We start from the raw sequence: 22,397 nt of genomic DNA on the forward strand, positions 1-22,397 counted from the left end.
ATCATGGCGCGCGTCGCGATCGTTACCGGAGGAACACGCGGAATCGGCGAGGCCATCAGCCTCGCGCTCCAGGACATGGGCATGACCGTCGCCGCGAACTATGCCGGTGACGATGCCAGGGCGAACGCCTTTTCCGAGCGCACGGGCATCCGCACCTACAAATGGGACGTCGGTGATTTCGACGCCTGCCAGGACGCGGTGAAGCGGGTCGAGGCGGATGTCGGGCCGGTCGACGTGCTCGTGAACAATGCCGGCATCACCCGCGACGCCACGATGATGAAGATGACCGCCGAGATGTGGGACGAGGTCATCCGCGTGAACCTGGGCGGCTGTTTCAACATGGCCAAGGCGACGTTCCCCGGCATGCGCGAGCGTAAATGGGGGCGGATCGTCAATATCGGCTCGATCAACGGCCAGGCCGGCCAGTACGGGCAGGTCAACTACGCCGCCGCCAAATCGGGTATTCACGGCTTCACCAAGGCGCTGGCGCAGGAAGGCGCGCGGTTCGGCATCACCGTGAACGCGGTGGCGCCGGGTTATATCGACACCGACATGGTGGCGGCGGTGCCCGCCGACGTGCTGGAGAAGATCGTCGCGCGGGTCCCGGTCGGCCGGCTGGGCCAGGCGAGCGAGATTGCGCGCGGCGTCGCCTTCTTCTGTTCGGAAGAGGGCGGCTTCGCCACCGGATCGACGCTTTCGATCAACGGCGGACAGCATATGTATTGATGTATTCGGACCAAGGTTTTGCTGTAGTCCGCCGGGAGGATGGCCGGGCAGTAGTACGACCTTTGCCGATAATTCCAGGGTAGAAATACCCCGAAATAGGCGCCGGCGGGGCATGTCCACACGAATCCGCCGGTGCTATTCCTTTGCCATGAAGGCGAAAGTATTCGGCATCGGGCTCAACAAGACCGGAACAACTACGCTGGGTCAGTGCCTCGCGCAGCTTGGTTACCGCCACATGGGCTATCGCCCCGACTTGCTGCGTGCGCTCTACGACGGGCGGACGGCAGAAATCTTCGCGGAGATCGACCGTTACGACAGTTTCGAGGACTGGCCCTATCCGCTGATGTACCGCGAACTGGCGGTGCGCTATCCCGACGCGAAGTTCATCCTCACGGTGCGGCGTGATCCCGATGTCTGGCTGAAAAGCCTGCGCCGCCATTCGCTGCGGTCGCGCCCGTTCCGCCACGCACGCAAAATCGCTTATGGTTACAACTATCCGCACAGCGCGCCGGATGCGCACCGCGACATCTATTGCCGGCACAATCGCGAGGTTTGCGAGTATCTGGGCGACCGCGTCCGTGTCCTGTGCTGGGAGCGCGGCGACGGCTGGCCCGAACTATGCGGCTATCTGGGATGCGACATGCCGGACGAACTGTTCCCGCATGCCAACGCTGCGGCAGAACTGCCGATCAGGCGAGCCATTCCCAACCGCATTCTGCAACAACTGGAGGCGTGGAACCTGGCGTTGAGCCTGCGGTTGCAGACATTGGGGGCCGCCCCGTCAAAGGCGGCCCCCGCCCTCGATACGCCACTCGAGGGAACTCGCAAGCCTTCGGATCAGCGGCAGTAATCAGGGCGATCCGAGCGGTCGATCGCGCGACCGGCAAGGGCACCGACGACACCGCCGACCAGGGTGCCCGCCGTCTTGTCGCCATAGCGGCCGACGACTTCGTGGCCGGCAAGGCCGCCGGCAATGGCGCCGATCACCGTACCGCCGTCGCCATTGTCGTCGCAGCGCGCGCCGCGGCGATAGGCATAGCGCCGATCGTAGTGCGCACGGCGGTCGTAGCGGTCATAGTTGCGATAATGGCCGCGATCATGCCGATCGTAATGGCCGTAATGGTGGCCACGATGACTCTGGGCGGCGGCAGGTGTCGCCGGGATCAGCGCAGCGGCACTCATGGTGAACGCCGCGCCAAGGAGCGAGAGTTTCTTGAACATGGCTTATACTCCTTACGCTTCAGTCCGTATTCCGTTCGACACCGGCCGAATCGCCGAAATCGATAATGGGGTTATGGCCGATTCGCATTGAGCCGGTGCTGAATGGGCCCGTCATCCACTGTTAAGCATCCGCAACGGGTTTCAGCCCGGCGCGCATCCCCGTAAAGGGCGGTCGATGCGTATCGTCTGGTCCGTCCTGCTGCTGCTGATCTTCATTCCCGGCTATTCGGGCGAGCCGCGCCTGGCGCTGCTCCGCGGCGAGCCGAAGATCGCGATGCGGCCGGTTCCGCTGGTCGCCGATCAGCCGGGGCGCCGGCGGGTGGGGGCGCTGACCTATCTGGGCGGTGTCGAACTGACGAGCCCCGACGGCGCATTCGGCGGCTTTTCGGCCATGCAGATATCGGGCGACACCTTCCTGATGCTGAACGACGGCGGCAATTTCGTGCGGTTTCGCATGGGCAGCGACTGGCGCATGCACGATGCCCGTTACGGCTTTCTGCGCGACGGGCCGGGGACGGGCTGGACCAAGATCCAGCGAGACAGCGAATCCCTGGCGCGCGATCCGGCGTCGGGGTCGCTGTGGGTGGGGTTCGAGGATGCGAACGCGATCTGGCGCTACGACGCCGCCCTTTCGCACGCCACCGGCCATGTCGCGCCGCCGGTCATGCGGAAATGGCCGGGCAGCAGCGGTCCGGAATCGATGGCCCGGATGCCCGACGGATCGTTCATCGTCATTTCGGAAGGCAAGGGATGGCGCAAGGGCCGGGGCAGGGCGGCGGTACGATTCGCCGGCGATCCCGTCGCGCATCCGCGTCGCGGCTATCGCTTCGGCTACATGCCGCCCAAGGGGTACAGCCCATCGGACATGACCGTCCTGCCCGACGGCAGGATCGTCGTGCTCAACCGCACCGTGCGGCTGCCGTCCCTGCAATTTCCGGTGAAGGTGACGCTGATCGACCCGGCGGCCATCGGCCCGGGCAGGCTGGTGCGCGGGCGCGTCATCGCGACGTTCGCGTCCCCGGTGATCGACGACAATTACGAAGCGATCGCCGCAACGCGCGAAGGCGATGCGACGATCCTGTGGATCGCATCCGACGACAATCTGTCGGCGCTTCAGCGAACCTTGTTGCTGAAGTTCCGCCTCGATCCCGGCATTTGAGGCACGAAGCCCCGCCGGATCAGGCCGCGGTCTTTTCCGACAGCTTCCTGGCGACGTCGCGCTTCAGGCGGCGGGCGCGGGTCGACAGCTTGTCCTCGCTGGTCTTCATCAGCCAGTTGTCGAGGCCGCCGACATGTTCGACCGACCGCAGGCCGTGCGTGGAGACGCGCAGCTTCACGCTCTTTTCAAGCGCTTCGGACATCAGCGTGACGTTCTGCAGGTTGGGCAGAAAAAGACGCTTGGTCTTGTTGTTCGCGTGGGAAACGTTGTTGCCCACCTGCCGGCCCTTGCCGGTCAGCTCGCAAATGCGCGACATCGGTTCAATCCTGATCTGGTAATGAACGGGCAGATGCCCGGAAAGTCGGGGCGGATAGCGGCTAATCATCACGCCGTCAACCGATTCACCGCTGGCAGGCAACGGGTTCGGGGGGTGAAACGTTATCGTGCCGTAATGTCTGCAACAACGAAGAAGGACGCGCGTCATGCGGATCATTCTCTTTTTCCTCGGCCTGGTCGCCCTGATCCTGGCGCTGCTGATGATGGTGGGCTGGATTCAGCTCAGCCAGACACGTGAAGCCAGCATGCCGCGTGTCAATGTCGAAGGGGGCCAGACGCCTGAGTTCGACGCCGATGTCGGCGATATCGACGTGGGTTCGAAAAACGAAACGGTGACGGTTCCCGATGTCCGCGTGAACAAGCCGGCGGCGAACGAAACCGAACGCTGAGCGACGGGGACTGGCCCGGACGGGCCGGGGGCGCTAACGCACCGACGATGTTTCCCTTGCCCGAACCGATGCGCCGGGCGTTGCAGGCCGCGCGCGATGCCGCGTCGCAGGGCGAGGTGCCGGTCGGGGCGGTCGTGGTTCGCGACGGGACCGTCATCGCCACGGCCGCGAATGCGCCGCGCCGGCTGCATGATCCCACCGCGCATGCGGAGATTTGCGCGATCCGGGCGGCCTCGGCGCGGCTGGGCAGCGACCGGCTGGAGGGATGCGACCTGTGGGTGACGCTGGAGCCCTGCGCCATGTGCGCCGGGGCGATCGCCCATGCCCGCATCGCTCGGCTCTATTACGGCGCATCGGACCCGAAGGGCGGCGCGGTCGAACACGGCCCGCGATTCTTCGCGCAGCCCACCTGCCACCACCGGCCGGAAATCTTTTCCGGAATCGGCGAGGGCGAAGCGGCGGGGCTGCTGCGCAATTTCTTCGCTGGCCGGCGTTGAGGGCACCCTTCCGCCGTTACCGCCAGCTATCGAACAGCATCCAGTGGTTGAACGCGCCTTCACCGCCCAGCGGCTGTGCCGACAGCACGGGATAGAAATAGAGGAACACCGCGATCGCGGGAATCGCGAACCATTCGTCCGCCTTGGCGAAGCGCCCGCGCGCGAAATGGTGGAAGGCCGCGGCAAGGCACAGGCAGATGATGACGCCGGACAGGTGGTAATAATAATAAAAGCCAAGCGATTTCGGGATGATCGCCCAGATGCCCAGAGAGGCGATCCAGAATAGCGCGAGGGCGAGAGGACGGGCGGCGCGATCGCGCAGCCCGGCGAACAGGCAGGCCGCGACCGCCGCCAGTCCGCCCCACATCACCACCGGATTGCCGATCAGCAGCACGCCGCGCCACACCCCGCCATCGGGTTCGTAGAAATACCAGATCGGCCGGATGACCAGCGGCCAGGTCCACCAGGCGGATTGATAGGGGTGAGACCGCAGCACCTGCGTCTGCGCATCAAACATGGCCTGCTGGAACGGCAGCAGCCAGCGCAGGGTGAGCGGATCATGGGCATAGAAGAATTGCGGCGCGAAGGTCAGGAAATAGACGATGATGCTGGTCCCGCCGATCAGCAGCATCGCAGGGACGGTGCCGGTGCCGCGCCAATGCGGATGGGCGCCGTCGGTAAGGGCGCTGATCGCGGGCCGGCCGGCAAGTGCTGCGTCGCGCCAGCGGACGAGGAGGAACGCGATACCGGCGAAGACGATATACGGCACCGCGGCCCATTTCGCCGCCGTCGCCAGGCCCAGCAGCGTCCCCGTCAGGATCAGACGCGGCTTTACGCACTCGGGCGGCGCCTCCATCGCCCACACGAAGCCTGCGGCCGCGAGCATCACGAACGCGCCGAGATAGATGTCGATCATCGCGATTCGCGCCTGGACATAGACCATCTGGTTGACGGCGATCAGCAGCGCGCCGAACGCGGCGGTGCGCACGCGGGCGAACAGCAGCCACAGCATCCAGTAGCCGGCGAGCACGGTCGCCGTGCCGGCCAGCGTCGCGAAGAAGCGCCAGCCCAGCGGATTGTCGCCGAACAGGGCGATTCCCGCCGCGATGAATTCCTTGGCCAGCAGCGGATGCTCGGTATTGAGCGGTCGGTTCAGCGCCAGCATCGCGCGGGCCGCCGGGACATAGTGAATCTCGTCGAAGACCAGCCGGTCGGGCCAGCCGAGATGCACCAGGAACAGGATCTCGGCGCCGAGGCCGATCACCAGGGCCGCCAGCAGCGGGTCTCGTCGCAGACGGTCCAGCATCGATCGCGGTCCATAGCCGGCCCGGCCAAGGATTGCCATATGCCGCGCCAAGCAGGGCTTGGCTTGACGGCATGCCCGCGCACCCGGCAAAGCGTTCCGCCATGAAGCGCAATACCGGCCAGGACCGCAGCATCACCCAGCATTGGCGCCCCGCGACGCAGGCGGTGCGCGGCGGGACCGCGCGTTCCGAGTGGGGCGAGACCTCGGAAGCGATGTTCCTGACGTCGGGCTATGCCTATGACTGCGCGGGTGATGCCGCGGCGCGCTTCGCCGGCGATCAGCAGGGCATGACCTATTCGCGACTCCAGAACCCGACCGTGGAGATGCTGGAGGAGCGAATCGCGCTGATGGAGGGGGCGGAGGCCTGCCGCACCATGGCGAGCGGCATGGCGGCGATGACGGCGGTGCTGCTGTGCCAGCTCGAACAGGGCGACCATGTCGTCGCCGGTCGCGCGCTGTTCGGGTCCTGCCGCTGGCTGACCGACACGCTGCTGCCCAAGTTCGGCATCGAAACGACGACGGTCGATGCCCGCGACCCCCAGGCCTTCACCGATGCGGTGCGGCCGAATACGAAGGTCTTCTTCTTCGAGACGCCGGCCAACCCGACGATGGACGTGGTCGACCTGGAAGCCGTCTGCGCCATCGCGCGGGAGCGCGGCATCACCAGCGTGGTCGACAACGCCTTCGCCACGCCCGTGTTGCAGAAGCCGATGGCGTTCGGCGCCGATGTCGTCGCTTATTCCGCCACCAAGATGATGGACGGACAGGGCCGCGTACTGGCGGGCGCGGTCTGCGGCACACAGGCGTTCATCAACGACATATTGCTGCCCTTCACCCGCAATACCGGCCCGACGCTGTCGGCCTTCAACGCCTGGGTGCTGTTGAAATCGCTGGAGACGCTCGACCTGCGCATCCGCCGGCAGAGCGAGAATGCGGTGGCGGTCGGCACCTTTCTGGAGGGGCGCGTGCCGCGCATCCTCCACCCCGGTCTCGAAAGCCATCCGCAGCACGAACTCGCACGCAAGCAGATGACGGCCTGCGGCTCGGTCTTTTCCTTCGAGGTCGAGGGCAGGGGGCAGGCGCACGGCCTGCTCGACGCGCTGAAATTGATCGACATTTCCAACAATATCGGCGATTCGCGCTCGCTGATGACGCATCCCGCCTCCACGACCCATTCGGGCGTGGCCGAGGAAAAGCGCCTGGAAATGGGGATCGGCGAGGGGCTGTTGCGGTTCAATGTCGGGCTGGAGGACCCCCGCGACCTGATCGACGATCTCGATGCGGCGCTTCGCAAGGTGGGCTTGTGAAATCGCTGTTCGACAATGTCGCCGAGACGCGCGGCATCGTCGTGCGGGTGTCGGTCAGCTATCTGTCCGAACAGTCGGAGCCCGACCGCGGCCGGTGGTTCTGGGCCTATCATGTACGGATCGAGAATGCGGGCGAGGTCACGGTGCAGCTTCTCACCCGCCACTGGATCATCACCGACGGGCGCGGCGCGCGCCATTCGGTCGAAGGTGACGGCGTGGTCGGCGAGCAACCGCGGATCGAGCCCGGTACAAGTTTCGATTACGTCTCCGGCTGCCCGCTGTCGACGCCGACGGGATCGATGCAGGGCAGTTATCGCGTGCTGGCCGAGGACGGGACGGCGTTCGATGTCGCCATTCCGCAATTTGCGCTCATCGCGCCGGCGGTGACGGGATGAGGGCCGACAACCAGATCCTTCGTTGGTGTCGAGCGACGTCGGGATACCCGACGATCCGCTCCCGGCACGTTTCCCGACTTTGCGCGAAACGAACGGTGGGGATTGGGCAATGAAACGCACGCATCTTCCGTTGAACGGGCTGCGCGTGTTCGATGCGGCCGCGCGCCACCTGTCCTTCACGCGCGCGGCGGACGAGCTGGCCGTGACGCCGGCGGCCGTGGGCCAGCAGGTGCGCGCGCTGGAGGAGACGCTGGGCGTCGTCCTGTTCCGCCGCACCACGCGCGGGCTGGAACTGACGCCGGAAGGCGACGCCGGGCTGGAGGCGCTGCGCGGCGGCTTCCTGCAGTTCGAGGACGCGGTGCGCGCGATGCAGGCGGGCCAGTCGTCGAAATCGCTCGCCATCGCCGCGCCGCGCGACCTGACCGCCAAGTGGCTGATGGCGCGCCTGGCGGAAATTGCATCCAGGGACGGCGAAATCCGTTTCTCGCTGCTTACGGCGGATGAGGATGTGGATTTTACCCAGGCCAATGTCGACCTTGCCATCCGCTGGGGCGACGGGCCCGGCGAACATGAGGGCGAAGCGCTGGAATCGGACGGGATGGTGACGATCGAGCGGCCGGGCGGCGGGGCCGATACCCGCATTTCCTGGCCGGGCTGCATGGCGGAGGAGGGCCGCGCGCTGATCCGGGTGGGCGATGCCGGGCTGGCGATCGAGGCGGCGGCGTCCGGCCTGGGCCGGACCACCGTGCCCGAACTGATCGCCCGCGCCGACCTCGCCGCCGGCCGCGTGCAGGTGGTGGGGGAGGCGAAGCCGTATCCCAAAGGCTATTGGATGGTCGCCCCGCTGCCGCAATGGCGCCAGCAGAAGGTGCGCGACCTGGTGGACGCGCTGGCGCAGTGAACGACACACCGGTGATCGAGACCGCGCGGCTGCGTCTGCGTCGCCTCGTGGCGGACGATGCGGAGGCGCTGTATCCCGGCCTTTCCGATCCCGAGACCATGACCTGGTGGTCGCGCGCGCCGCTGGAATCGCCGGAGTCGACGCGGGACTATCTGGCCACGCGCCAGAAGGACGGATGGCGTGCCTGGGCGATCACGCGCAACGACGACGATCATGCGCTCGGCTGGGTGTCCGTCGGTGAGAAGCGGCAGGGCGGCGTCAGCGAGATCGGATATTTCCTGATCCGGGCGGCCTGGGGATCGGGCCGCGCGCGCGAAGCGGTGGCCGGTGTGCTCGACCAGCTTTTCCGGGTCGAGGAAAAGCGCCGCGTCTTCGCCGACACCGATCCCGACAATGCCGCGTCGCGCGGGCTGCTGGAACGGCTGGGCTTCACGCCGGAGGGCAATCTGCGCGGCGAGTGGGAAACGCATATCGGAGTGCGCGACAGCGTGATCTATGGTCTGTTGCGCGAGGAGTGGCTGGGTGAGCGCGCCTGATCTCGACGATCCGGCGCAGCGGCGCGCTTATGTCCGCGAACTGCGCGGCGTCGGCAGGCCGTTGCGCCTGGCCGCGCTGGCGATCACGCTGGTCGGCGTGTTCCTGGCGGTGGCGGCGCGGATGGGGCGGCTGCCCGAATGGATTCCATTACTTGTGATCCTGACCGGCGGCGCATTCATGGTCGCCGCGGTGGTGCAGCGCACGCAATATCACCGCCGGCGGATGCGCGGGGAATAGGGCGGAGCATCGATGTCCTGATCGGGCGGACAATCATTCGCGATGCTACGCGTCGATCGCCTCTTCGTCCATGCGGCCGGCATTTTCCTGGATGAAGGCGAAGCGGTGGGCGGGGTTGTTGCCCATCAGCCGGTCGACCAGGTCCCTTACGCCCGCACGCTCCTCATATTCCTGCGGCAGCATGATGCGCAGCAGATTGCGCGTGCGAGGATCCATGGTCGTTTCGCGGAGCTGCGCGGGGTTCATCTCGCCCAGTCCCTTGAAGCGGCCGACATCGACCTTCTTGCCCTTGAACTCGGTCGCTTCAAGCTCGGCGCGGTGCGCGTCGTCGCGGGCATAGAGGCTCTTCGTGCCGGCAGTCAGGCGGTAGAGCGGCGGCTGAGCGAGGAACAGGTGCCCTTTGCGTACCACGTCGGGCATTTCCTGGAAGAAGAAGGTCATCAGGAGCGTCGCGATATGCGCGCCGTCGACATCGGCGTCGGTCATGATGACGATGCGTTCGTAGCGCAGGTTGGCGGCGTCGCAATCCCCCCGCGTACCGCAGCCGAGCGCCTGGACCAGGTCGGCGATTTCCTGATTGGCGAGGATCTTCGCACTGGTCGCCGAGGCGACGTTCAGGATCTTGCCGCGGATCGGCAGGATCGCCTGGGTCTTGCGGTCGCGTGCCTGTTTGGCCGATCCGCCGGCGGAGTCGCCCTCGACGATGAACAGCTCGGTACCGTCGTTGCCGTCGTTCGAACAGTCGGTGAGCTTGCCGGGCAGGCGCAGCTTGCGGCTGCTGGTCGCGGTCTTGCGCTTGACCTCGCGCTCCTGCTTGCGGCGCAGGCGGTCTTCCATCCGTTCCAGGATCAGGCCGAGCAGCGCCTTGCCGCGCTCCATATTGTCGGTGAGGAAATGGTCGAAATGGTCGCGCACCGCACGCTCGACGAGGCCCGCCGCCTCGGGCGAGGTGAGGCGGTCCTTGGTCTGCGACTGGAATTGCGGGTCGCGGATGAAGACCGAAAGCATCAGCTCACTGCCGGTCATCATGTCGTCGGCGGTGATGTCCTTGGCCTTTTTCTGGCCGACCAGATCGCCGAATGCGCGGATGCCCTTGGTCAGTGCGGCGCGCAGCCCGGTTTCGTGGGTGCCGCCGTCGGGCGTCGGGATGGTGTTGCAATACCAGCTATAGCTGCCGTCGGAAAATAGCGGCCAGGCGACCGCCCATTCGACCTTGCCGTGATTGTCCGGGAAGTCCTGACTGCCCGTGAAGAAATCGGCGGTGGCGCATTCGCGGCCGTTCACCTGTTCCTTCAGATGATCGGCGAGGCCGCCGGGAAACTGGAACACGGCTTCGGCCGGCGTGTCGTCGGTGATGAGGTCGGGATCGCATTTCCAGCGGATTTCGACCCCGGCGAACAAATAGGCCTTGGACCGCGCCAGCTTGTAGAGCCGGGCCGGCTTGAAGTGCAGCTCCTTGAAGATTTCGGTGTCCGGCGTGAAGGACGTCATCGTGCCGCGGCGATTGGGCGTGCCGCCCAGATGTTCGAGCGGGCCGAGCGCCACCCCGCGCGAGAAATGCTGGCGATAGAGTTGCCGGTCGCGCGCGACCTCGACCACCGTGTCCGACGACAGCGCGTTGACCACGCTGACGCCGACGCCGTGCAGGCCGCCGGATGTGGCATAGGCCTTGGCCGAGAACTTGCCGCCCGAATGGAGCGTCGAAAGGATCACCTCCAGCGCCGATTTGCCGGGGAATTTGGGGTGCGGGTCGATGGGAATGCCGCGGCCGTTGTCGGTGACGGTCAGGCGGTTGCCCGCTTCCAGCGTCACCTCGATGCGGTTGGCGTGGCCGGCAACCGCTTCGTCCATCGAATTGTCGATCACCTCCGCGGCAAGATGGTGCAGCGCGCGCTCGTCGGTGCCGCCGATATACATGCCGGGGCGGCGGCGGACGGGTTCCAGCCCCTCCAGCACTTCGATCGAGGAGGCGTCGTAATCGGAGGATGGGGGTGATTTCGCGCCGGACGCGAACAGGTCTTTGTCGGACATGCGCCCGGTATAGGGGCGGGCCGGAGAGCCGTGCAAGCGGCACGGCGCGCCCGTGCCGACACCTTGTCATGCCGGACTGATCAGCCGACCAGCTCCGGCTCGCCACAGCGCATCCCGGTGACGCGCAGATCGGCCTGACCGTAGCGTACGCCGACGGCCCCCGTCGCGAGGTTCAGCACACCGTCGAGCGCCGGCGCCAGCAGGTCGAGCCTGCTGCCGATGGCGCCGGCGACAGGGCCGGCGGGCAGGCGCAGGAACAAGGCGCGGACGGTCACGTCGAGGTTGCTGGCGAGGCTGGTGGTCAGGCCACCGACGGCATGACCGCTGGAAATCGTCCGCACCGCACCCTCGTCGATGTCGTCGGCGGAAAAGCGGACCTGCTGCCAGCGCTCGTCGGCGCCGAGATCGACCACGGCGCGGCCGTCGACATCGACCACCAGGGCATGGACCAGCCGCGCCTCGTGCAGCGGCACCGGCGTGGTGAAATCGTCGAAGCGCTGCTCGTCGATCCGTGCGATCGCGGCCTTGCCGAGCCCCGGTCGGCCGTCGAGGGTGACGCCGCGCCCGCCGTCGCCGCAGGTGATCGCGTTCAGCCGCGCCTCGCCGCTCGCGAGTTCCACGAACACCGGCAGGTCGACGGCGACCAGGCTGCTCAGGCCCGGCAGGGCGACATCGGCGATTTTGGTTTCCAGATAGATGCGCGCCTGCGCCGTGCGGATGACCGGTTCGCCATTGTCGGTGACCGCGATCCAGGGCGCGCTGTCGGGACGTTCGCCGATCCCCAGCATCACCCGGGTTTCGGCGAGGCCGGGAATGCCGGCGCCGACGTCCAGCGCAACTTGACGCTCCCCCGACGACAGTTGCAGCAGGGCGGTGGCGAGCTGCATGGCGTTCACCTTGACCAGCCCCGTGCCGCCGCCGTCCTGCCCGCCCAGCGGACCCAGGTCGATCAGGTCGGCGAGACGGATGGTGCCCGCGCTCGTGCCCGCGGCCAGGCGCAGCATGGCGGACCGCGCGCCGGCGTCCGGCGTGGTGCTTGCGAGCACGCGTATCGCCTGCGCCACGTCGATGTCGCTGTCGAGGACCTGATCGAAGGTGAGGGCCTGTGCATCCACGCTGCTGTGCAGCGCGTCGACATAGGACAGCAGGTCGATATCGGCGCCGGCGAGCGCTTCGTAATCCATCACGCTCAGCGAAATGTCGCTGCCGGTCAGCGCGCCCAGATAGGCGTTCAGCAGCCCGCCATCGAGGGCGAGCAGACGGCTGCCGATGCTGAAGCTCGCCATTTTCGTGCGCGTGGCGGTGGCGGTCCGGGCGATGGGGATGCTGTCCGCGCCGAAGATGCGGGCGAAGAAGGTGGGCGATCGGCTCGACAGGGAGACCCGCACCGCGTCCCCGGATGCGGACGGCTGGAATCGTTCGGCGGGCGCCAGATCGACGGAACGTGAATAGCTGCCCCGGACCGTGCGGACCGTCACGGCCTGCGCCCAGTCGGTTTTCGCCACGATCTGCCGCGCCACGGGCCGGGCATTGGCCGGATCGGCGGTCGCCGCCAGGGCGGCGGCATCGGCCATTCCCTGCAGCTTGCGCGAATCGAGCCGGGCCGAGCCCAGGTCGATCGCCAGTGCGGCGGCACCCAGGATCATCGGCATCGCGCCCGCAACGAGAATGGCGGTGGTGCCGCGACGATCCCGGCGCAGCGTGGCGGGCGGAGTCATCGGATCCCTCCGGGGGCGACGACGGCGCGGCGTTCGACGATGCGGCCGGGCAGGGGGATCAGATCGGTGCTCAGCAGGGCGTCGCCGCCGGTGTCGATCCGCACCGTGACGGTCACCCGGCCGGCATCGTCGGCGACGGTCTGGCTGACGCGGTCGGCGGACAACCCCAGTTCCCGGACGCCGCGCGCCACCACGGCGGCGGCGAGGCTGCGCCGTTCGGGCGTGTTCAGGCCGGCGATGGTCGCGCGCGCGGCATCGTTGGCGATCTGCTGCGCATCATGGGCGATCAGCAGATAGCGGCCATAGCCGACGATACCGGCCAGCAGGCACAGCAATATCGGCAGCACGATCGCGAATTCGACCAGCGCGGTGGCGCGGATGTCGGCGCGGAGTAGCGCGGCGGAGGGAATCGTTCGCATGCCCTGGAGCATGCCGATGCGTGCTTTCGGCCGTGCTAGCGCAGAATCCGCGACGGTTTGCGCGGATTACGCACGTCCGAAGGCCGCTGCACGATATGGCGCGGGCGCGGAGTGCAGCCCTTGCGGGATTCGCGTAACCCGCCCTCCTCTCGGAAGGCGGGTTCCGTCGAATCGTCCTTCCCGCCGTGGCGGGCGGTGCGGGTTCAGCGTACGCGCGGCCCGCCATAGGGCAGCGGCGGCGGCGGGCGGCGATCGCGGCGCGGCAATTGCGCCTGATAGGCATGGCCGCAATGTTCGACGCAATAGGGAAAGCCCGGATTCACCTTTTCGCCGCAGAAATGGAAATCGGGTTCGCCGGGATGGCCGATCGGCCATTTGCAGATGCGGTCGTTGAGATCGAGCAGGCTGGTCTTGTCCGCCACCGCTTCGGACGGGCGTGCGGGAACGAGGCGGCGCGGCGGCGCCGGCGTCGAGGGCGGGCCCTGTTCGCCCGGATTCTGGCGAAGGAACCCGCCGGGCCCGACCGAGCGGGCGATCTGCTGACGCTCAGTCTCCGGTTCCGGTTCCCGGTTTTCGGGGGCGCGGGGCGCCGGCTCCGGTGCGGCGCTTTCGGCCGGCGGTACGGGTGCGGGGGCCGGAGCGGGTTTCGGCGCCGCCCTGGGCGCGGCCGGTTTCGTCTTCGGCTTGGACTTCGCTTCCGATTCGCCCGCCTTTACCGGCGAGGGGCGCGATTTCAGGCCCAGCCGGTGCGCCTTGCCGATCACGGCGTTGCGGCTGATGCCGCCCAGTTCCTCGGCGATCTGGCTCGCGGTATTGCCCGATTCCCACATCTTCGTCAGCGTGGCGATGCGTTCTTCGGTCCAGCTCATAGTGATTCCCTAGTGAAGGTTCGTCATGGGCCTGCCGGTCTTGCAGGTCGAAGCGGCAGCGACTACGCGATGCTGCCATGAACGACCAGCCCGAAACCGGCGAAACCCTGATTTCCGCACCCGGCGTCCCGACGATCCGGAACGTCAATTGGGGCGGGCTCAAGACCCTATATATCAAGGAGGTGCGCCGTTTCTTCAAGGTGCAGCTCCAGACGGTATGGGCGCCGTCGGTAACGACGCTGCTTTTCCTCGTCATTTTCACCGTCGCGCTGAGCGGTCGCGGGCGCGCATCGGTGATGGGCGTGCCGTTCGCCGATTTCATCGCGCCGGGTCTGATCGTGATGGGAATGCTCAACAATGCCTTTCAGAATGCCAGCTTCTCGCTGCTGGTCGGCAAGATCCAGGGCACCATCGTCGACTATCTGCAACCGCCGCTGTCGACCAGCGAACTGCTGATCGGGCTGGTCGGCGGGGCGGTGACGCGCGCTTATTGCGTCGGCGGCGCGGTGTGGCTGGCGATGGCGTTCTGGCCGGGCGTGCATGTCGCGCCGATGCATTTGTGGGCGATCCTGTGGTTCGGCACGCTGGGCGCGGTGTTCCTTGCGCTGGTTGGCGTGCTGACCTCGATCTGGGCGGAGAAGTTCGACCATTCGGCGGCGGTCAACAATTTTGTCGTCGCGCCGCTGACGCTGTTGTCGGGGACATTCTATTCGGTCGAGCGGCTGGCGCCGGCGTTTCAGGTGGTCAGCCACCTCAACCCGTTCTTCTACATCATCTCGGGCTTTCGCTACGGATTTCTGGGCGTGTCGGATTCGCCGGTCGCCGTCGGCGCGGTCGTCGTGCTGGCGATGGACGTGGTGATGGCGCTGATCTGCTACGCGCTGCTCAGGAGCGGGTGGAAGATCAAGAACTGAGCGGGCGGGGCTGAAGGTGGTGCGCTGCCCATGTCTCTGAAGAGTCACGCACTTCATCGAGCAGCAGCGTAACCTGTGAACAGATATGAATGCCAGCCTTCGCTGGCATGACAACGGTGGTTAGTTCCCGGCGTAGTACGTTCTGAGGCGGTGTTGACGCCCCCGTGCGGCGGCTCGTAGATACCGGCTCCGGGCGGCCCGGCTTGGCCGTCCTTTTTTCGTTTCCGGCGCGTGCCGCGCCTTGTCGTCCAAGGAGCAGTTCCCATGACCATCCCCCCGCTCATGCCCGTCTATCCGCGGTGCGATGTGCGTCCGGTGCGAGGCGAGGGCTGCTATCTGATCGGCGAGCGCGGCGAGCGCTATCTCGATTTCGCCAGCGGCATCGCCGTCAACTGCCTCGGCCATGGCCACCCGCACCTGACCAGGGTGTTGCAGGATCAGGTCGCGACATTGATGCACGTATCGAACCTGTACGGCAGTCCACAGGGCGAAAAGCTCGCCAGGCGGATCACCGACCACAGCTTCGCCGACACGGTGTTCTTCACCAATTCGGGCGCCGAGGCGGTCGAGTGCGCGATCAAGACGGCGCGGCGTTATCACCATGCCAATGGCAATCCCGAGCGTCACGACCTGATCACCTTTTCTATGGCGTTTCACGGCCGCACGCTGGGCGCGATTTCCGCGACCAACCAGGCGAAGATGCGCGACGGGTTCGAGCCGCTGCTGCCGGGCTTCAAATATTGCGAGTTCAACGATCTCGAGGGTGCGCTGGCGCTGATCGACGAGAACACCGCGGGCTTCCTGGTCGAGCCGGTGCAGGGCGAGGGCGGCATCCGCGTCGCGTCCGACGCGTTCCTGAAGGGCCTGCGCAAGGCGTGCGACGAGCACGGCCTGATGCTGGTGCTCGACGAGGTGCAGTGCGGCTATGGCCGGACCGGCACCTATTTCGCGCACGAACAATATGGCATCGAGCCCGACATCCTCGCCTCGGCCAAGGGCATCGGCGGCGGCTTTCCGCTGGGCGCGTGCCTCGCCACCGAGGAAGCGGCCAGGGGCATGGTGTTCGGCACGCACGGGTCGACCTATGGCGGCAACCCGCTGGCGATGGCGGCGGGCGAAGGCGTGCTCGACGTGATGCTCGAAGACGGCTTCTTCGATCACGTCAGGCAGATGGGCGAGCGGCTGCGCTCGACGCTCGAACAGATGATCCCCAATCACGACCATCTGTTCGACAGCGTGCGCGGACGTGGGCTGATGCTCGGGTTGAAGCTCAAGGACCCGGCGGTGAGCCGCGATTTCGTCGGCCATGCCCGCGACAATCACGGGCTGCTGCTGGTCGCCGCCGGCGAGAATGTGGTGCGCATCCTTCCGCCGCTGATAATCGAGGAACGCCACGTCGCCGAGTTCGCCGAGAAGCTGAGCGATGCCGCGCGGGTCTATAACCCGCCCGCCGATGACTGACCTGAAGCATCACCGTTTGCCCTGAGCTTGTCGAAGGGCTGCACTTCTCCTTCTGTGCGACAAGAAGGGCAGTGCTTCGACAGGCTCAGCACGAGCGGGTGGGGGAGACCTCCTCATGACTAACTATCGTAATTTCCTGAACTTGTCCGATGCCGGCGGCGACGGGGTCGCGGCGATGATCGCCGATGCGCTCGATCGTAAGAAGGCGCGTGCCGGATGGCCCAAGGGGCAGCCGGATCCCGACGCGCCGCTCGCCGGCCGCACGCTGGCGATGGTGTTCGAGAAATCCTCGACGCGCACCCGCGTCAGCTTCGACATGGCGATGCGCCAGCTCGGCGGGACGGCGCTGGTGCTCGACGCGGCCTCCACCCAGCTCGGGCGCGGCGAGACGGTGGCGGACACCGCGCGCATCCTGTCGGGCTATTGCGACGCGATCATGGTCCGCACCGACGACCATGCGAAGATCGAGGAAATGGCGGAATATGCCAGCGTACCGGTCATCAACGGCCTGACCGACGATTCGCACCCCTGCCAGATCGCCGCCGATCTGCTGAGCGTGATCGAGGCGGGCAAGGCGCTGCCGGGGCTCAAATGGGCGTGGCTGGGCGACGGCAACAATGTGCTGCACTCGATCGTCGAGGCGGCGGGGCTGTTCAAATTCTCGGTGAGCGTCGGTTGCCCGCATGGCTACGACCCGCAGGCGCGCTGGATTGAGGCGGCCAATACGCGGCTGGAGGGCACCAACGCGCGCGTCGCGATCGAGCGCGACCCCGTGCGCGCGGTGGCGGAGGCGGATGTGATCGTCACCGATACCTGGATCTCGATGGGACAGGATCATGCCCAGGAAAAACTCGCGGCGATGATGCCCTATCAGGTCACGCCGGAGTTGATGGCGGGCGCGAAGCCGGATGCGGTCTTCCTCCACTGCCTGCCCGCGCATCGCGGCGAGGAGGTGGTGGCGCAAGTGATCGACGGGCCGCAATCGCTGATCTGGCCAGAGGCGGAGAACCGGCTGCACGCGCAGAAATCGATTCTGCGCTGGTGCTTCGGCCAGATCGGATGAGTTGAACGCGGCCGACAGGGTTCCTACCTCGTCATTCCGGCGTTGGCCGGAATCTCCCGATCTCGGCGCAAACGATGTTGGGTCCCGGCGGGCGCCGGGATGACGAGGAATTTGATTTGACCGTTGAACCCGCTTCCACCCCCGATCTCGACCGGGCCATCGGCTTCACCATTCCCGAGCGCGATGCGCGCGGGCGGATGGTGCGCCTCGGCCCCGTGCTCGAGGAAATCCTGTCGGCGCACGCCTATCCGCCGGTGATCGAGAAGCTGCTGGGCGAGGCGCTCGCCCTGACCGCGCTGCTCGGCACCACGCTGAAGGATGTCGACGGGCAGCTCACCATGCAGGCGCAGACGCAGAACGGCATCGTCGACCTGATGGTGTGCGATTATAAGGGCGGCGAGCTGCGCGGCTATGTCCAGTTCGATGAAGCCAAGCTGGCCGAGGCGCCGGACGATCCCACCCTGTTCGCGCTGTTCGGCAACGGCTTTCTGGGTGTCACCTTCGATCAGGTGACGACCGGTGAGCGCTATCAGGGCATCGTGCCCCTCGACGGCGCCTCGCTGTCGGAGGCGGCGGAAAGCTATTTCGCGCAGTCGGAGCAGATTCCGAGCCTCGTCCGGCTAGGCGTTCGGCACGATGGGGATGGGCGCGTCGTCGCCGGCGGCCTGTTCCTGCAATATCTGCCGGACGGCGAGGAAGGCCGCGACCGCATTCATACCCGGCTCGACCATCCGCAATGGGAGCATGTCGAGGCGCTGGCGGCGACCATGGGCGTGGACGAACTGGTCGACGCCGCGGTGCCGATGGAAACGCTGGTCTGGCGCCTGTTCAACGAGGAGCGCGAGGTGCGGATGCCGAGCGCGGTTCCGCTCGTGCGCGGCTGCCGCTGCGACGCCGCCTATATCACGCAGGTCCTGGCGAAATTCGCACCCGAGCAACGGCGCGAGATGGCGGATGAAAACGGCGTGATCTCAGTGGACTGTGCCTTTTGCGCCAGGCAGTTCCCGGTGCCGCTGGAAACTTTGGCGTCCTGAACATATTGCAGCGCGTCATCGGGCTTCCCATCTGTTTGTGAACGACATCGTTCATTAGCGGGCAGAACCATGCGAAACAGGGCAGGGCAGGTGCGGGGCAAGGGCTTTCGTCGGATCGTGGCGGCGGGCATCGTGGTGCTGGGCTGCGTGGCCGGCGCGGCATCGGCCCAGGCGCCGACGCTGCATGCGGTGGAATCGCTCGATCCCGGCAAATGGCAGTTGCGCGACCTCGACGAACAGCGAGAGGTGCGCACGGTCTGCCTGCCCGATCCGACGGCGCTGATCCAGATCGAACATCGCGGCGGTCAATGCTCGCGCTTCGTCGTGGCGAACGAGCCGCGCGAAGCGACGGTGCATTATACCTGTCCCGGCCGTGGTCATGGCCGCACCACGGTGCAGATGCAGACGCCGCGGCGCATCCTCGTGACCACGCAGGGCGTGGCGCGGGGTTCGCCCTTCCACGCCCGTTTCGACGGCAGGCGGGTCGGCACCTGTCGCTGATCCGGGTCGCGCGTTCAGCTACGGTTTACCCTGTTGGCTTATGATCGTTCCCGCTCCCTGTCGGGTGCCTGTACAGTGTCCAGGGTTACCCCGAATACGCTGGGCCGCCCGTTCCGGGCGGCCCTTTCTTCTTCGGCCGCGGGGCGGCACCGGGATTCGCGCCACGGCCCATTGCGGAGGGCGGGCGCAGGGCCTAGCGGACTGAGGTTATGACCAGAACGGACAAATATGCGGTGGTGCTCGTTTCCGGCGGGCTCGATTCCATGGTTTCGGCGGCGCGCGCGAAAGAAGCGGGATACGGGCTGCTGGCGCTGTCGATCGACTATAACCAGCGGCACCGGGTCGAACTGGACGCCGCCCGGCGGATCGCCGCCATGCTGGGCGCCGAGCGGCACATCATCCTGCCGCTCGACCTGCGCAGTTTCGGCGGGTCGGCGCTGACCGCCGATATCGACGTGCCGAAAGCCGGCGTCGGCGACGACATTCCCGTCACCTATGTGCCGGCGCGCAATACCATCTTTCTTTCGCTGGCGCTCGGCTGGGCGGAGGCGGCCGGCGCGCGCGACCTGTTCATCGGCGTCAATGCGCTCGATTATTCCGGCTATCCCGACTGCCGGCCGGACTTCATCGCCGGTTTCGAGCATCTGGCCGAACTTGCCACAAAGGCGGGGGCAGAGGGCGAGGCGTTTCGCATCCACGCGCCCTTGCAGGACATGACCAAGGCCGACATCGCGCGCGAGGCGGACCGGCTGGGCCTGGACGCGGGGCTGAGCTGGTCCTGCTACGACCCCGGGCCGGATGGGCTGCATTGCGGCCTGTGCGACAGTTGCCGGCTGCGGTCCAAGGGGTTCGCGGAGGCAGGGTTGCCCGATCCGACCCGATATGCCGCCGCGCCATGAGCTACGCCGTCAAGGAAATGTTCCTGACGCTGCAGGGCGAAGGGGTGCAGGCGGGTGCGCGGGCGGTGTTCGTGCGCTTCGCCGGCTGCAATCTCTGGTCGGGCCGGGAAAAGGACCGGGCGAGCGCGATCTGCCGCTTCTGCGACACCGATTTCGTCGGGACGGACGGTGAGGGCGGCGGCCGCTTTGCAGACGCCGCGGCGCTGGCCGATGCGGCGGCGGCGCATTGGGGGCCGGCGCGTGCTGAGCGCATGGCGGTGCTGACCGGCGGCGAACCGATGCTGCAGGTCGACGACGCGCTGGTCGATGCGCTGCACGAAAATGGCTTTCGCATCGCGGTCGAGACCAACGGGACGCTCCCCGTCCATCCCGGCATCGACTGGGTATGCGTCAGCCCGAAGGCGGGCAGCGAGGTGGTCCAGCGTTCGGGCGACGAACTGAAGCTGGTCTGGCCGCAGGCGGGGATCGACCCGGATGCGCTCGCCGACTGGAAATTCGATCACTTCCTGGTCCAGCCGATGGACAGCGCCGAAGCGGAGGCCAATCGACGCGCGGCGATCGCCTTCGTGCTGGAACGTCCGCGCTGGCGGCTGTCGCTCCAGACCCACAAGCTGCTGGGCCTGCGCTAGAGGCGAATGCATCGCCCCGAATGTTTCGGGAGGTACGGAACCGCATTGTGTCCCCGCGAAGAGCGCCATCGAAGTAGTATTTTGATGGGCCCGGTGGCGGGGACGCAGGCTGGGCTCCCGCCTTCGCGGGTCGCGCGGTCGAGCTTACCATTATCTGCAAAGGGCGGGACACTGCCTCGCTCCCGTCGCGGCAGCCATTCGGGGGAGGCGGCCTTCGCACATCACCGCCATATCCGCGTGACATGCCCCATCTTGCGGCCGGGGCGGATCTCGGTTTTGCCGTAAAGATGCAGGTGCGCTTCCGGCTCGGCGACGATCTCTCGCCAGCGCTTCGCCTGATCGCCGATCAGGTTCTCCATCTCGACGCGCGTGCCGGTCACGGTCGTCGCGCCCAGCGGCAGGCCGCAGATCGCGCGGATATGGTTTTCGAACTGGCTCGTCACCGCGCCCTCGATGGTCCAATGCCCGCTATTGTGCACGCGCGGCGCCATCTCGTTGAAGATCGGGCCGTCACGGCCGGCGAAGAATTCGAGCGTCAGCACGCCGACATAATCAAGCGCATCCGCGACGCGCCCGGCCAGGGCGGCGGCTTCGGTCCATTGCGAGGCGACCTGCGGCGGGGCAGGGACGGTCGATCGGGCGAGAATGCCGTCCTCATGCCCGTTGAGCGGCGGCGGATAGCTGGCATGGCCGCCATCCTCCCCGCGCGCGAGCACGATCGAGAATTCGTGATCGAATTCGACGAACCCCTCCAGGATCGCGGGGTTGCCGCCGATCGCGTCCCATGCCGCATCGGCATCGTCGGCGCTGGCGAGCCGGGCCTGGCCCTTGCCGTCATAGCCGAAGCGGATCGTCTTCAGGATCGCCGGGCAGCCGATTTCCGCGATGGCCGTATCGAGGTCCCCGCGCGTCGCGACGTCGCGCCACGGTGCCGCGCGTCCGCCCAGCTTTTCGACGAAGCGTTTTTCCTCCACCCGGTTCTGCGCAATGGCGAGCGCTGCGGCGGAGGGGCGCACCGGTACGCTTTCGGCAAGCGTCGCGATCGGCGCCGCCTCGATATTCTCGAATTCGTAGGTGACGACATCGCACTGTTCGCCGAATTCCGCGAGCGCCGCTTCGTCGTCATAGGCGGCCGCCGTGAAGGCGTTGTTGACGTCGCAGGCGGGGCCGCTCGCCGGCGCGAGGACATGGATGCGATAGCCGAGTTGCGCCGCCGCGACGCCCAGCATGCGCCCCAACTGACCGGCGCCGATGATGCCGATGGTCGATCCGGGCGGCAGCATCGTCATTCGGGTTCGTGGGCCACGCTGTCGGTCTGCCTGGCCCGCCATTCGTCGAGCCGCGCGGCCAATGCCTCGTCGGTGGTGGCGAGGATCGCCGCGGCCATCAGCCCGGCATTGGTCGCGCCCGCCTTGCCGATGGCCAGCGTGCCGACGGGAACCCCGCCGGGCATCTGAACGATCGACAGCAGGCTGTCGAGCCCGTCGAGCGCCTTCGACTGCACCGGCACGCCCAGCACCGGCAACCGCGTCATCGACGCCGCCATGCCCGGCAGATGCGCGGCACCGCCGGCGCCGGCGATGATGACTTTCAGCCCGCGTTCGACCGCGCTTTCGGCATAGTCGTAAAGCCGTTTCGGCGTGCGGTGCGCGGAGACGACCTTGACCTCGTGCGGCACATCCAGCGCGCTCAGCGCATCGGCGGCATGGCGCATCGTCTCCCAATCGGAGGTGCTGCCCATGATGATGCCGACCAGAGGTGTTTCCGCCATCGTCCCGCCTGTTTGCGCGTCAGGAAGCGCTGTTTCCTAAACAAGCGCGCGGGCGAGGGCAATCGAAGTTTCCCGCC

General features: G+C 66.9%; 26 protein-coding genes. 17 read left to right on the plus strand and 9 right to left on the minus strand.

The annotated features are described in order from the left end of the window. Positions 1-3 precede the first annotated feature (3 nt). Entirely contained in the window at positions 4-726 is a 723-nt protein-coding gene (gene phbB / locus RPR59_RS05710) for an acetoacetyl-CoA reductase (RefSeq protein ID WP_313917578.1), read from the plus strand. 112 nt (positions 727-838) lie between these two features. Next, a complete protein-coding gene (locus RPR59_RS05715) occupies positions 839-1,576 on the plus strand; it encodes a sulfotransferase family protein (RefSeq protein WP_313917580.1) in 738 nt (245 codons plus the stop codon). Here RPR59_RS05715 and RPR59_RS05720 read toward each other — a convergent pair. After that, positions 1,564-1,947 (minus strand): glycine zipper 2TM domain-containing protein, encoded by a 384-nt coding sequence (locus RPR59_RS05720; protein ID WP_313917582.1) that lies wholly within the window; start codon positions 1,945-1,947, stop codon positions 1,564-1,566. The genes RPR59_RS05715 and RPR59_RS05720 overlap by 13 nt on opposite strands. 175 nt (positions 1,948-2,122) lie before the next feature. On the opposite strand from RPR59_RS05720, the gene RPR59_RS05725 reads away from it, so the two are divergent. Then, the gene (locus tag RPR59_RS05725; protein WP_313917584.1) at positions 2,123-3,106 is read left to right on the plus strand and encodes an esterase-like activity of phytase family protein; all 984 of its coding nucleotides are present in this window, start codon (positions 2,123-2,125) and stop codon (positions 3,104-3,106) included. A 19-nt stretch (positions 3,107-3,125) separates the two neighbouring features. Here RPR59_RS05725 and rpmB read toward each other — a convergent pair whose 3' ends face one another. Then, positions 3,126-3,422: a 50S ribosomal protein L28 gene (gene rpmB, locus RPR59_RS05730; RefSeq protein WP_313918352.1), complete on the minus strand. Its 297-nt coding sequence runs from the start codon at positions 3,420-3,422 to the stop codon at positions 3,126-3,128. Between the two features lie 166 nt (positions 3,423-3,588). Between rpmB and RPR59_RS05735 the strand changes: the two genes are divergently transcribed. Then, entirely contained in the window at positions 3,589-3,831 is a 243-nt protein-coding gene (locus RPR59_RS05735; protein WP_313917586.1) for a hypothetical protein, read from the plus strand. A gap of 68 nt (positions 3,832-3,899) precedes the next feature. After that, positions 3,900-4,328: a nucleoside deaminase gene (locus RPR59_RS05740; RefSeq protein WP_313918354.1), complete on the plus strand. Its 429-nt coding sequence runs from the start codon at positions 3,900-3,902 to the stop codon at positions 4,326-4,328. Positions 4,329-4,344: 16 nt separating this feature from the next. On the opposite strand, the gene RPR59_RS05745 is transcribed toward RPR59_RS05740, so the two are convergent. Beyond that, a complete protein-coding gene (locus RPR59_RS05745) occupies positions 4,345-5,673 on the minus strand; it encodes a phospholipid carrier-dependent glycosyltransferase (protein ID WP_313917588.1) in 1,329 nt (442 codons plus the stop codon). Positions 5,674-5,735: 62 nt separating this feature from the next. On the opposite strand from RPR59_RS05745, the gene RPR59_RS05750 reads away from it, so the two are divergent. The 5 genes from RPR59_RS05750 (at position 5,736) to RPR59_RS05770 (ending at position 9,011) form a co-directional block, all read left to right on the plus strand. Continuing rightward, positions 5,736-6,941, plus strand: a complete 1,206-nt coding sequence (locus RPR59_RS05750; RefSeq protein ID WP_313917591.1) for a trans-sulfuration enzyme family protein — start codon at positions 5,736-5,738, stop codon at positions 6,939-6,941. Further along, positions 6,938-7,336 carry a Co2+/Mg2+ efflux protein ApaG gene (apaG, locus tag RPR59_RS05755; RefSeq protein WP_313917593.1) on the plus strand — a complete coding sequence of 133 codons (399 nt, stop codon included), beginning with the start codon at positions 6,938-6,940 and terminating at the stop codon, positions 7,334-7,336. The genes RPR59_RS05750 and apaG overlap by 4 nt, the downstream gene beginning before the upstream one ends. Before the next feature lie 109 nt (positions 7,337-7,445). Further along, positions 7,446-8,237, plus strand: a complete 792-nt coding sequence (locus RPR59_RS05760) for a LysR family transcriptional regulator (RefSeq protein ID WP_313917595.1) — start codon at positions 7,446-7,448, stop codon at positions 8,235-8,237. Then, positions 8,234-8,773, plus strand: coding sequence for a GNAT family N-acetyltransferase (locus tag RPR59_RS05765; RefSeq protein WP_313917597.1), 540 nt, complete (start codon positions 8,234-8,236; stop codon positions 8,771-8,773). The genes RPR59_RS05760 and RPR59_RS05765 overlap by 4 nt, the downstream gene beginning before the upstream one ends. Then, positions 8,760-9,011, plus strand: coding sequence for a hypothetical protein (locus RPR59_RS05770; RefSeq protein ID WP_313917599.1), 252 nt, complete (start codon positions 8,760-8,762; stop codon positions 9,009-9,011). Before RPR59_RS05765 ends, RPR59_RS05770 begins: the two co-directional genes overlap by 14 nt. A gap of 45 nt (positions 9,012-9,056) precedes the next feature. On the opposite strand, the gene parE is transcribed toward RPR59_RS05770, so the two are convergent. The 4 genes from parE to RPR59_RS05790 all read right to left on the minus strand — a co-directional run bounded on the left by parE (position 9,057) and on the right by RPR59_RS05790 (position 14,048). Next, complete coding sequence (parE, locus tag RPR59_RS05775; RefSeq protein WP_313917601.1) at positions 9,057-11,042, minus strand: DNA topoisomerase IV subunit B; 1,986 nt, start codon at positions 11,040-11,042, stop codon at positions 9,057-9,059. Between the two features lie 80 nt (positions 11,043-11,122). Next, entirely contained in the window at positions 11,123-12,760 is a 1,638-nt protein-coding gene (locus RPR59_RS05780) for a pilus assembly protein TadG-related protein (RefSeq protein WP_313917603.1), read from the minus strand. Then, on the minus strand, positions 12,757-13,179 hold the full coding sequence (locus RPR59_RS05785; protein WP_313917605.1) for a TadE/TadG family type IV pilus assembly protein: 423 nt from the start codon (positions 13,177-13,179) through the stop codon (positions 12,757-12,759). Before RPR59_RS05785 ends, RPR59_RS05780 begins: the two co-directional genes overlap by 4 nt. A 203-nt stretch (positions 13,180-13,382) precedes the next feature. Then, positions 13,383-14,048, minus strand: coding sequence for a GcrA family cell cycle regulator (locus tag RPR59_RS05790; RefSeq protein WP_313917606.1), 666 nt, complete (start codon positions 14,046-14,048; stop codon positions 13,383-13,385). A gap of 77 nt (positions 14,049-14,125) precedes the next feature. Here RPR59_RS05790 and RPR59_RS05795 point away from each other — a divergent pair, with 77 nt between their 5' ends. The 7 genes from RPR59_RS05795 (at position 14,126) to queE (ending at position 20,549) form a co-directional block, all read left to right on the plus strand. After that, positions 14,126-14,962, plus strand: coding sequence for an ABC transporter permease (locus RPR59_RS05795; RefSeq protein ID WP_313917608.1), 837 nt, complete (start codon positions 14,126-14,128; stop codon positions 14,960-14,962). A 264-nt stretch (positions 14,963-15,226) separates the two neighbouring features. Further along, positions 15,227-16,423 carry an aspartate aminotransferase family protein gene (locus tag RPR59_RS05800; RefSeq protein ID WP_313917610.1) on the plus strand — a complete coding sequence of 399 codons (1,197 nt, stop codon included), beginning with the start codon at positions 15,227-15,229 and terminating at the stop codon, positions 16,421-16,423. A gap of 115 nt (positions 16,424-16,538) precedes the next feature. Continuing rightward, positions 16,539-17,486 carry an ornithine carbamoyltransferase gene (argF, locus tag RPR59_RS05805; protein ID WP_313917612.1) on the plus strand — a complete coding sequence of 316 codons (948 nt, stop codon included), beginning with the start codon at positions 16,539-16,541 and terminating at the stop codon, positions 17,484-17,486. A 116-nt stretch (positions 17,487-17,602) separates the two neighbouring features. Further along, positions 17,603-18,520: an Hsp33 family molecular chaperone HslO gene (gene hslO / locus RPR59_RS05810; protein WP_313917615.1), complete on the plus strand. Its 918-nt coding sequence runs from the start codon at positions 17,603-17,605 to the stop codon at positions 18,518-18,520. A 69-nt stretch (positions 18,521-18,589) separates the two neighbouring features. After that, the gene (locus tag RPR59_RS05815) at positions 18,590-19,021 is read left to right on the plus strand and encodes a DUF3617 domain-containing protein (protein WP_313917617.1); all 432 of its coding nucleotides are present in this window, start codon (positions 18,590-18,592) and stop codon (positions 19,019-19,021) included. A 209-nt stretch (positions 19,022-19,230) separates the two neighbouring features. Beyond that, a complete protein-coding gene (gene queC / locus RPR59_RS05820) occupies positions 19,231-19,920 on the plus strand; it encodes a 7-cyano-7-deazaguanine synthase QueC (protein ID WP_313917619.1) in 690 nt (229 codons plus the stop codon). After that, entirely contained in the window at positions 19,917-20,549 is a 633-nt protein-coding gene (gene queE / locus RPR59_RS05825; protein ID WP_313917621.1) for a 7-carboxy-7-deazaguanine synthase, read from the plus strand. The genes queC and queE overlap by 4 nt, the downstream gene beginning before the upstream one ends. 221 nt (positions 20,550-20,770) lie before the next feature. Here the strand turns inward: queE and RPR59_RS05830 are convergent, their stop codons facing one another. Together RPR59_RS05830 and purE are read right to left on the minus strand one after the other, a co-directional pair. After that, positions 20,771-21,838, minus strand: a complete 1,068-nt coding sequence (locus tag RPR59_RS05830; RefSeq protein WP_313917623.1) for a 5-(carboxyamino)imidazole ribonucleotide synthase — start codon at positions 21,836-21,838, stop codon at positions 20,771-20,773. Next, positions 21,835-22,320, minus strand: coding sequence for a 5-(carboxyamino)imidazole ribonucleotide mutase (purE, locus tag RPR59_RS05835; RefSeq protein WP_313917625.1), 486 nt, complete (start codon positions 22,318-22,320; stop codon positions 21,835-21,837). Before purE ends, RPR59_RS05830 begins: the two co-directional genes overlap by 4 nt. Between the last annotated feature and the right edge of the window lie 77 nt (positions 22,321-22,397).

Source organism: Stakelama saccharophila (assembly GCF_032229225.1).
GTDB classification, from domain to species: Bacteria; Pseudomonadota; Alphaproteobacteria; order Sphingomonadales; family Sphingomonadaceae; genus Sphingomonas; species Sphingomonas saccharophila.

Excerpts from the sequence above, each read along its gene's own strand:
- RPR59_RS05790 (WP_313917606.1), bottom strand. The coding sequence starts at position 14,048 with ATGAGCTGGACCGAAGAACGCATCGCCACGCTGACGAAGATGTGGGAA.
- RPR59_RS05735 (WP_313917586.1), top strand. The coding sequence starts at position 3,589 with ATGCGGATCATTCTCTTTTTCCTCGGCCTGGTCGCCCTGATCCTGGCG.
- RPR59_RS05715 (WP_313917580.1), top strand. The coding sequence starts at position 839 with ATGTCCACACGAATCCGCCGGTGCTATTCCTTTGCCATGAAGGCGAAA.
- queE (WP_313917621.1), top strand. The coding sequence starts at position 19,917 with ATGAGCTACGCCGTCAAGGAAATGTTCCTGACGCTGCAGGGCGAAGGG.
- argF (WP_313917612.1), top strand. The coding sequence starts at position 16,539 with ATGACTAACTATCGTAATTTCCTGAACTTGTCCGATGCCGGCGGCGAC.
- RPR59_RS05740 (WP_313918354.1), top strand. The coding sequence starts at position 3,900 with ATGCGCCGGGCGTTGCAGGCCGCGCGCGATGCCGCGTCGCAGGGCGAG.
- RPR59_RS05750 (WP_313917591.1), top strand. The coding sequence starts at position 5,736 with ATGAAGCGCAATACCGGCCAGGACCGCAGCATCACCCAGCATTGGCGC.
- parE (WP_313917601.1), bottom strand. The coding sequence starts at position 11,042 with ATGTCCGACAAAGACCTGTTCGCGTCCGGCGCGAAATCACCCCCATCC.
- RPR59_RS05800 (WP_313917610.1), top strand. The coding sequence starts at position 15,227 with ATGACCATCCCCCCGCTCATGCCCGTCTATCCGCGGTGCGATGTGCGT.
- RPR59_RS05760 (WP_313917595.1), top strand. The coding sequence starts at position 7,446 with ATGAAACGCACGCATCTTCCGTTGAACGGGCTGCGCGTGTTCGATGCG.
- RPR59_RS05780 (WP_313917603.1), bottom strand. The coding sequence starts at position 12,760 with ATGACTCCGCCCGCCACGCTGCGCCGGGATCGTCGCGGCACCACCGCC.
- queC (WP_313917619.1), top strand. The coding sequence starts at position 19,231 with ATGACCAGAACGGACAAATATGCGGTGGTGCTCGTTTCCGGCGGGCTC.
- phbB (WP_313917578.1), top strand. The coding sequence starts at position 4 with ATGGCGCGCGTCGCGATCGTTACCGGAGGAACACGCGGAATCGGCGAG.
- RPR59_RS05830 (WP_313917623.1), bottom strand. The coding sequence starts at position 21,838 with ATGACGATGCTGCCGCCCGGATCGACCATCGGCATCATCGGCGCCGGT.
- RPR59_RS05725 (WP_313917584.1), top strand. The coding sequence starts at position 2,123 with ATGCGTATCGTCTGGTCCGTCCTGCTGCTGCTGATCTTCATTCCCGGC.
- rpmB (WP_313918352.1), bottom strand. The coding sequence starts at position 3,422 with ATGTCGCGCATTTGCGAGCTGACCGGCAAGGGCCGGCAGGTGGGCAAC.
- purE (WP_313917625.1), bottom strand. The coding sequence starts at position 22,320 with ATGGCGGAAACACCTCTGGTCGGCATCATCATGGGCAGCACCTCCGAT.
- RPR59_RS05795 (WP_313917608.1), top strand. The coding sequence starts at position 14,126 with ATGAACGACCAGCCCGAAACCGGCGAAACCCTGATTTCCGCACCCGGC.
- RPR59_RS05745 (WP_313917588.1), bottom strand. The coding sequence starts at position 5,673 with ATGGCAATCCTTGGCCGGGCCGGCTATGGACCGCGATCGATGCTGGAC.
- RPR59_RS05785 (WP_313917605.1), bottom strand. The coding sequence starts at position 13,179 with ATGCGAACGATTCCCTCCGCCGCGCTACTCCGCGCCGACATCCGCGCC.
- RPR59_RS05815 (WP_313917617.1), top strand. The coding sequence starts at position 18,590 with ATGCGAAACAGGGCAGGGCAGGTGCGGGGCAAGGGCTTTCGTCGGATC.
- RPR59_RS05720 (WP_313917582.1), bottom strand. The coding sequence starts at position 1,947 with ATGTTCAAGAAACTCTCGCTCCTTGGCGCGGCGTTCACCATGAGTGCC.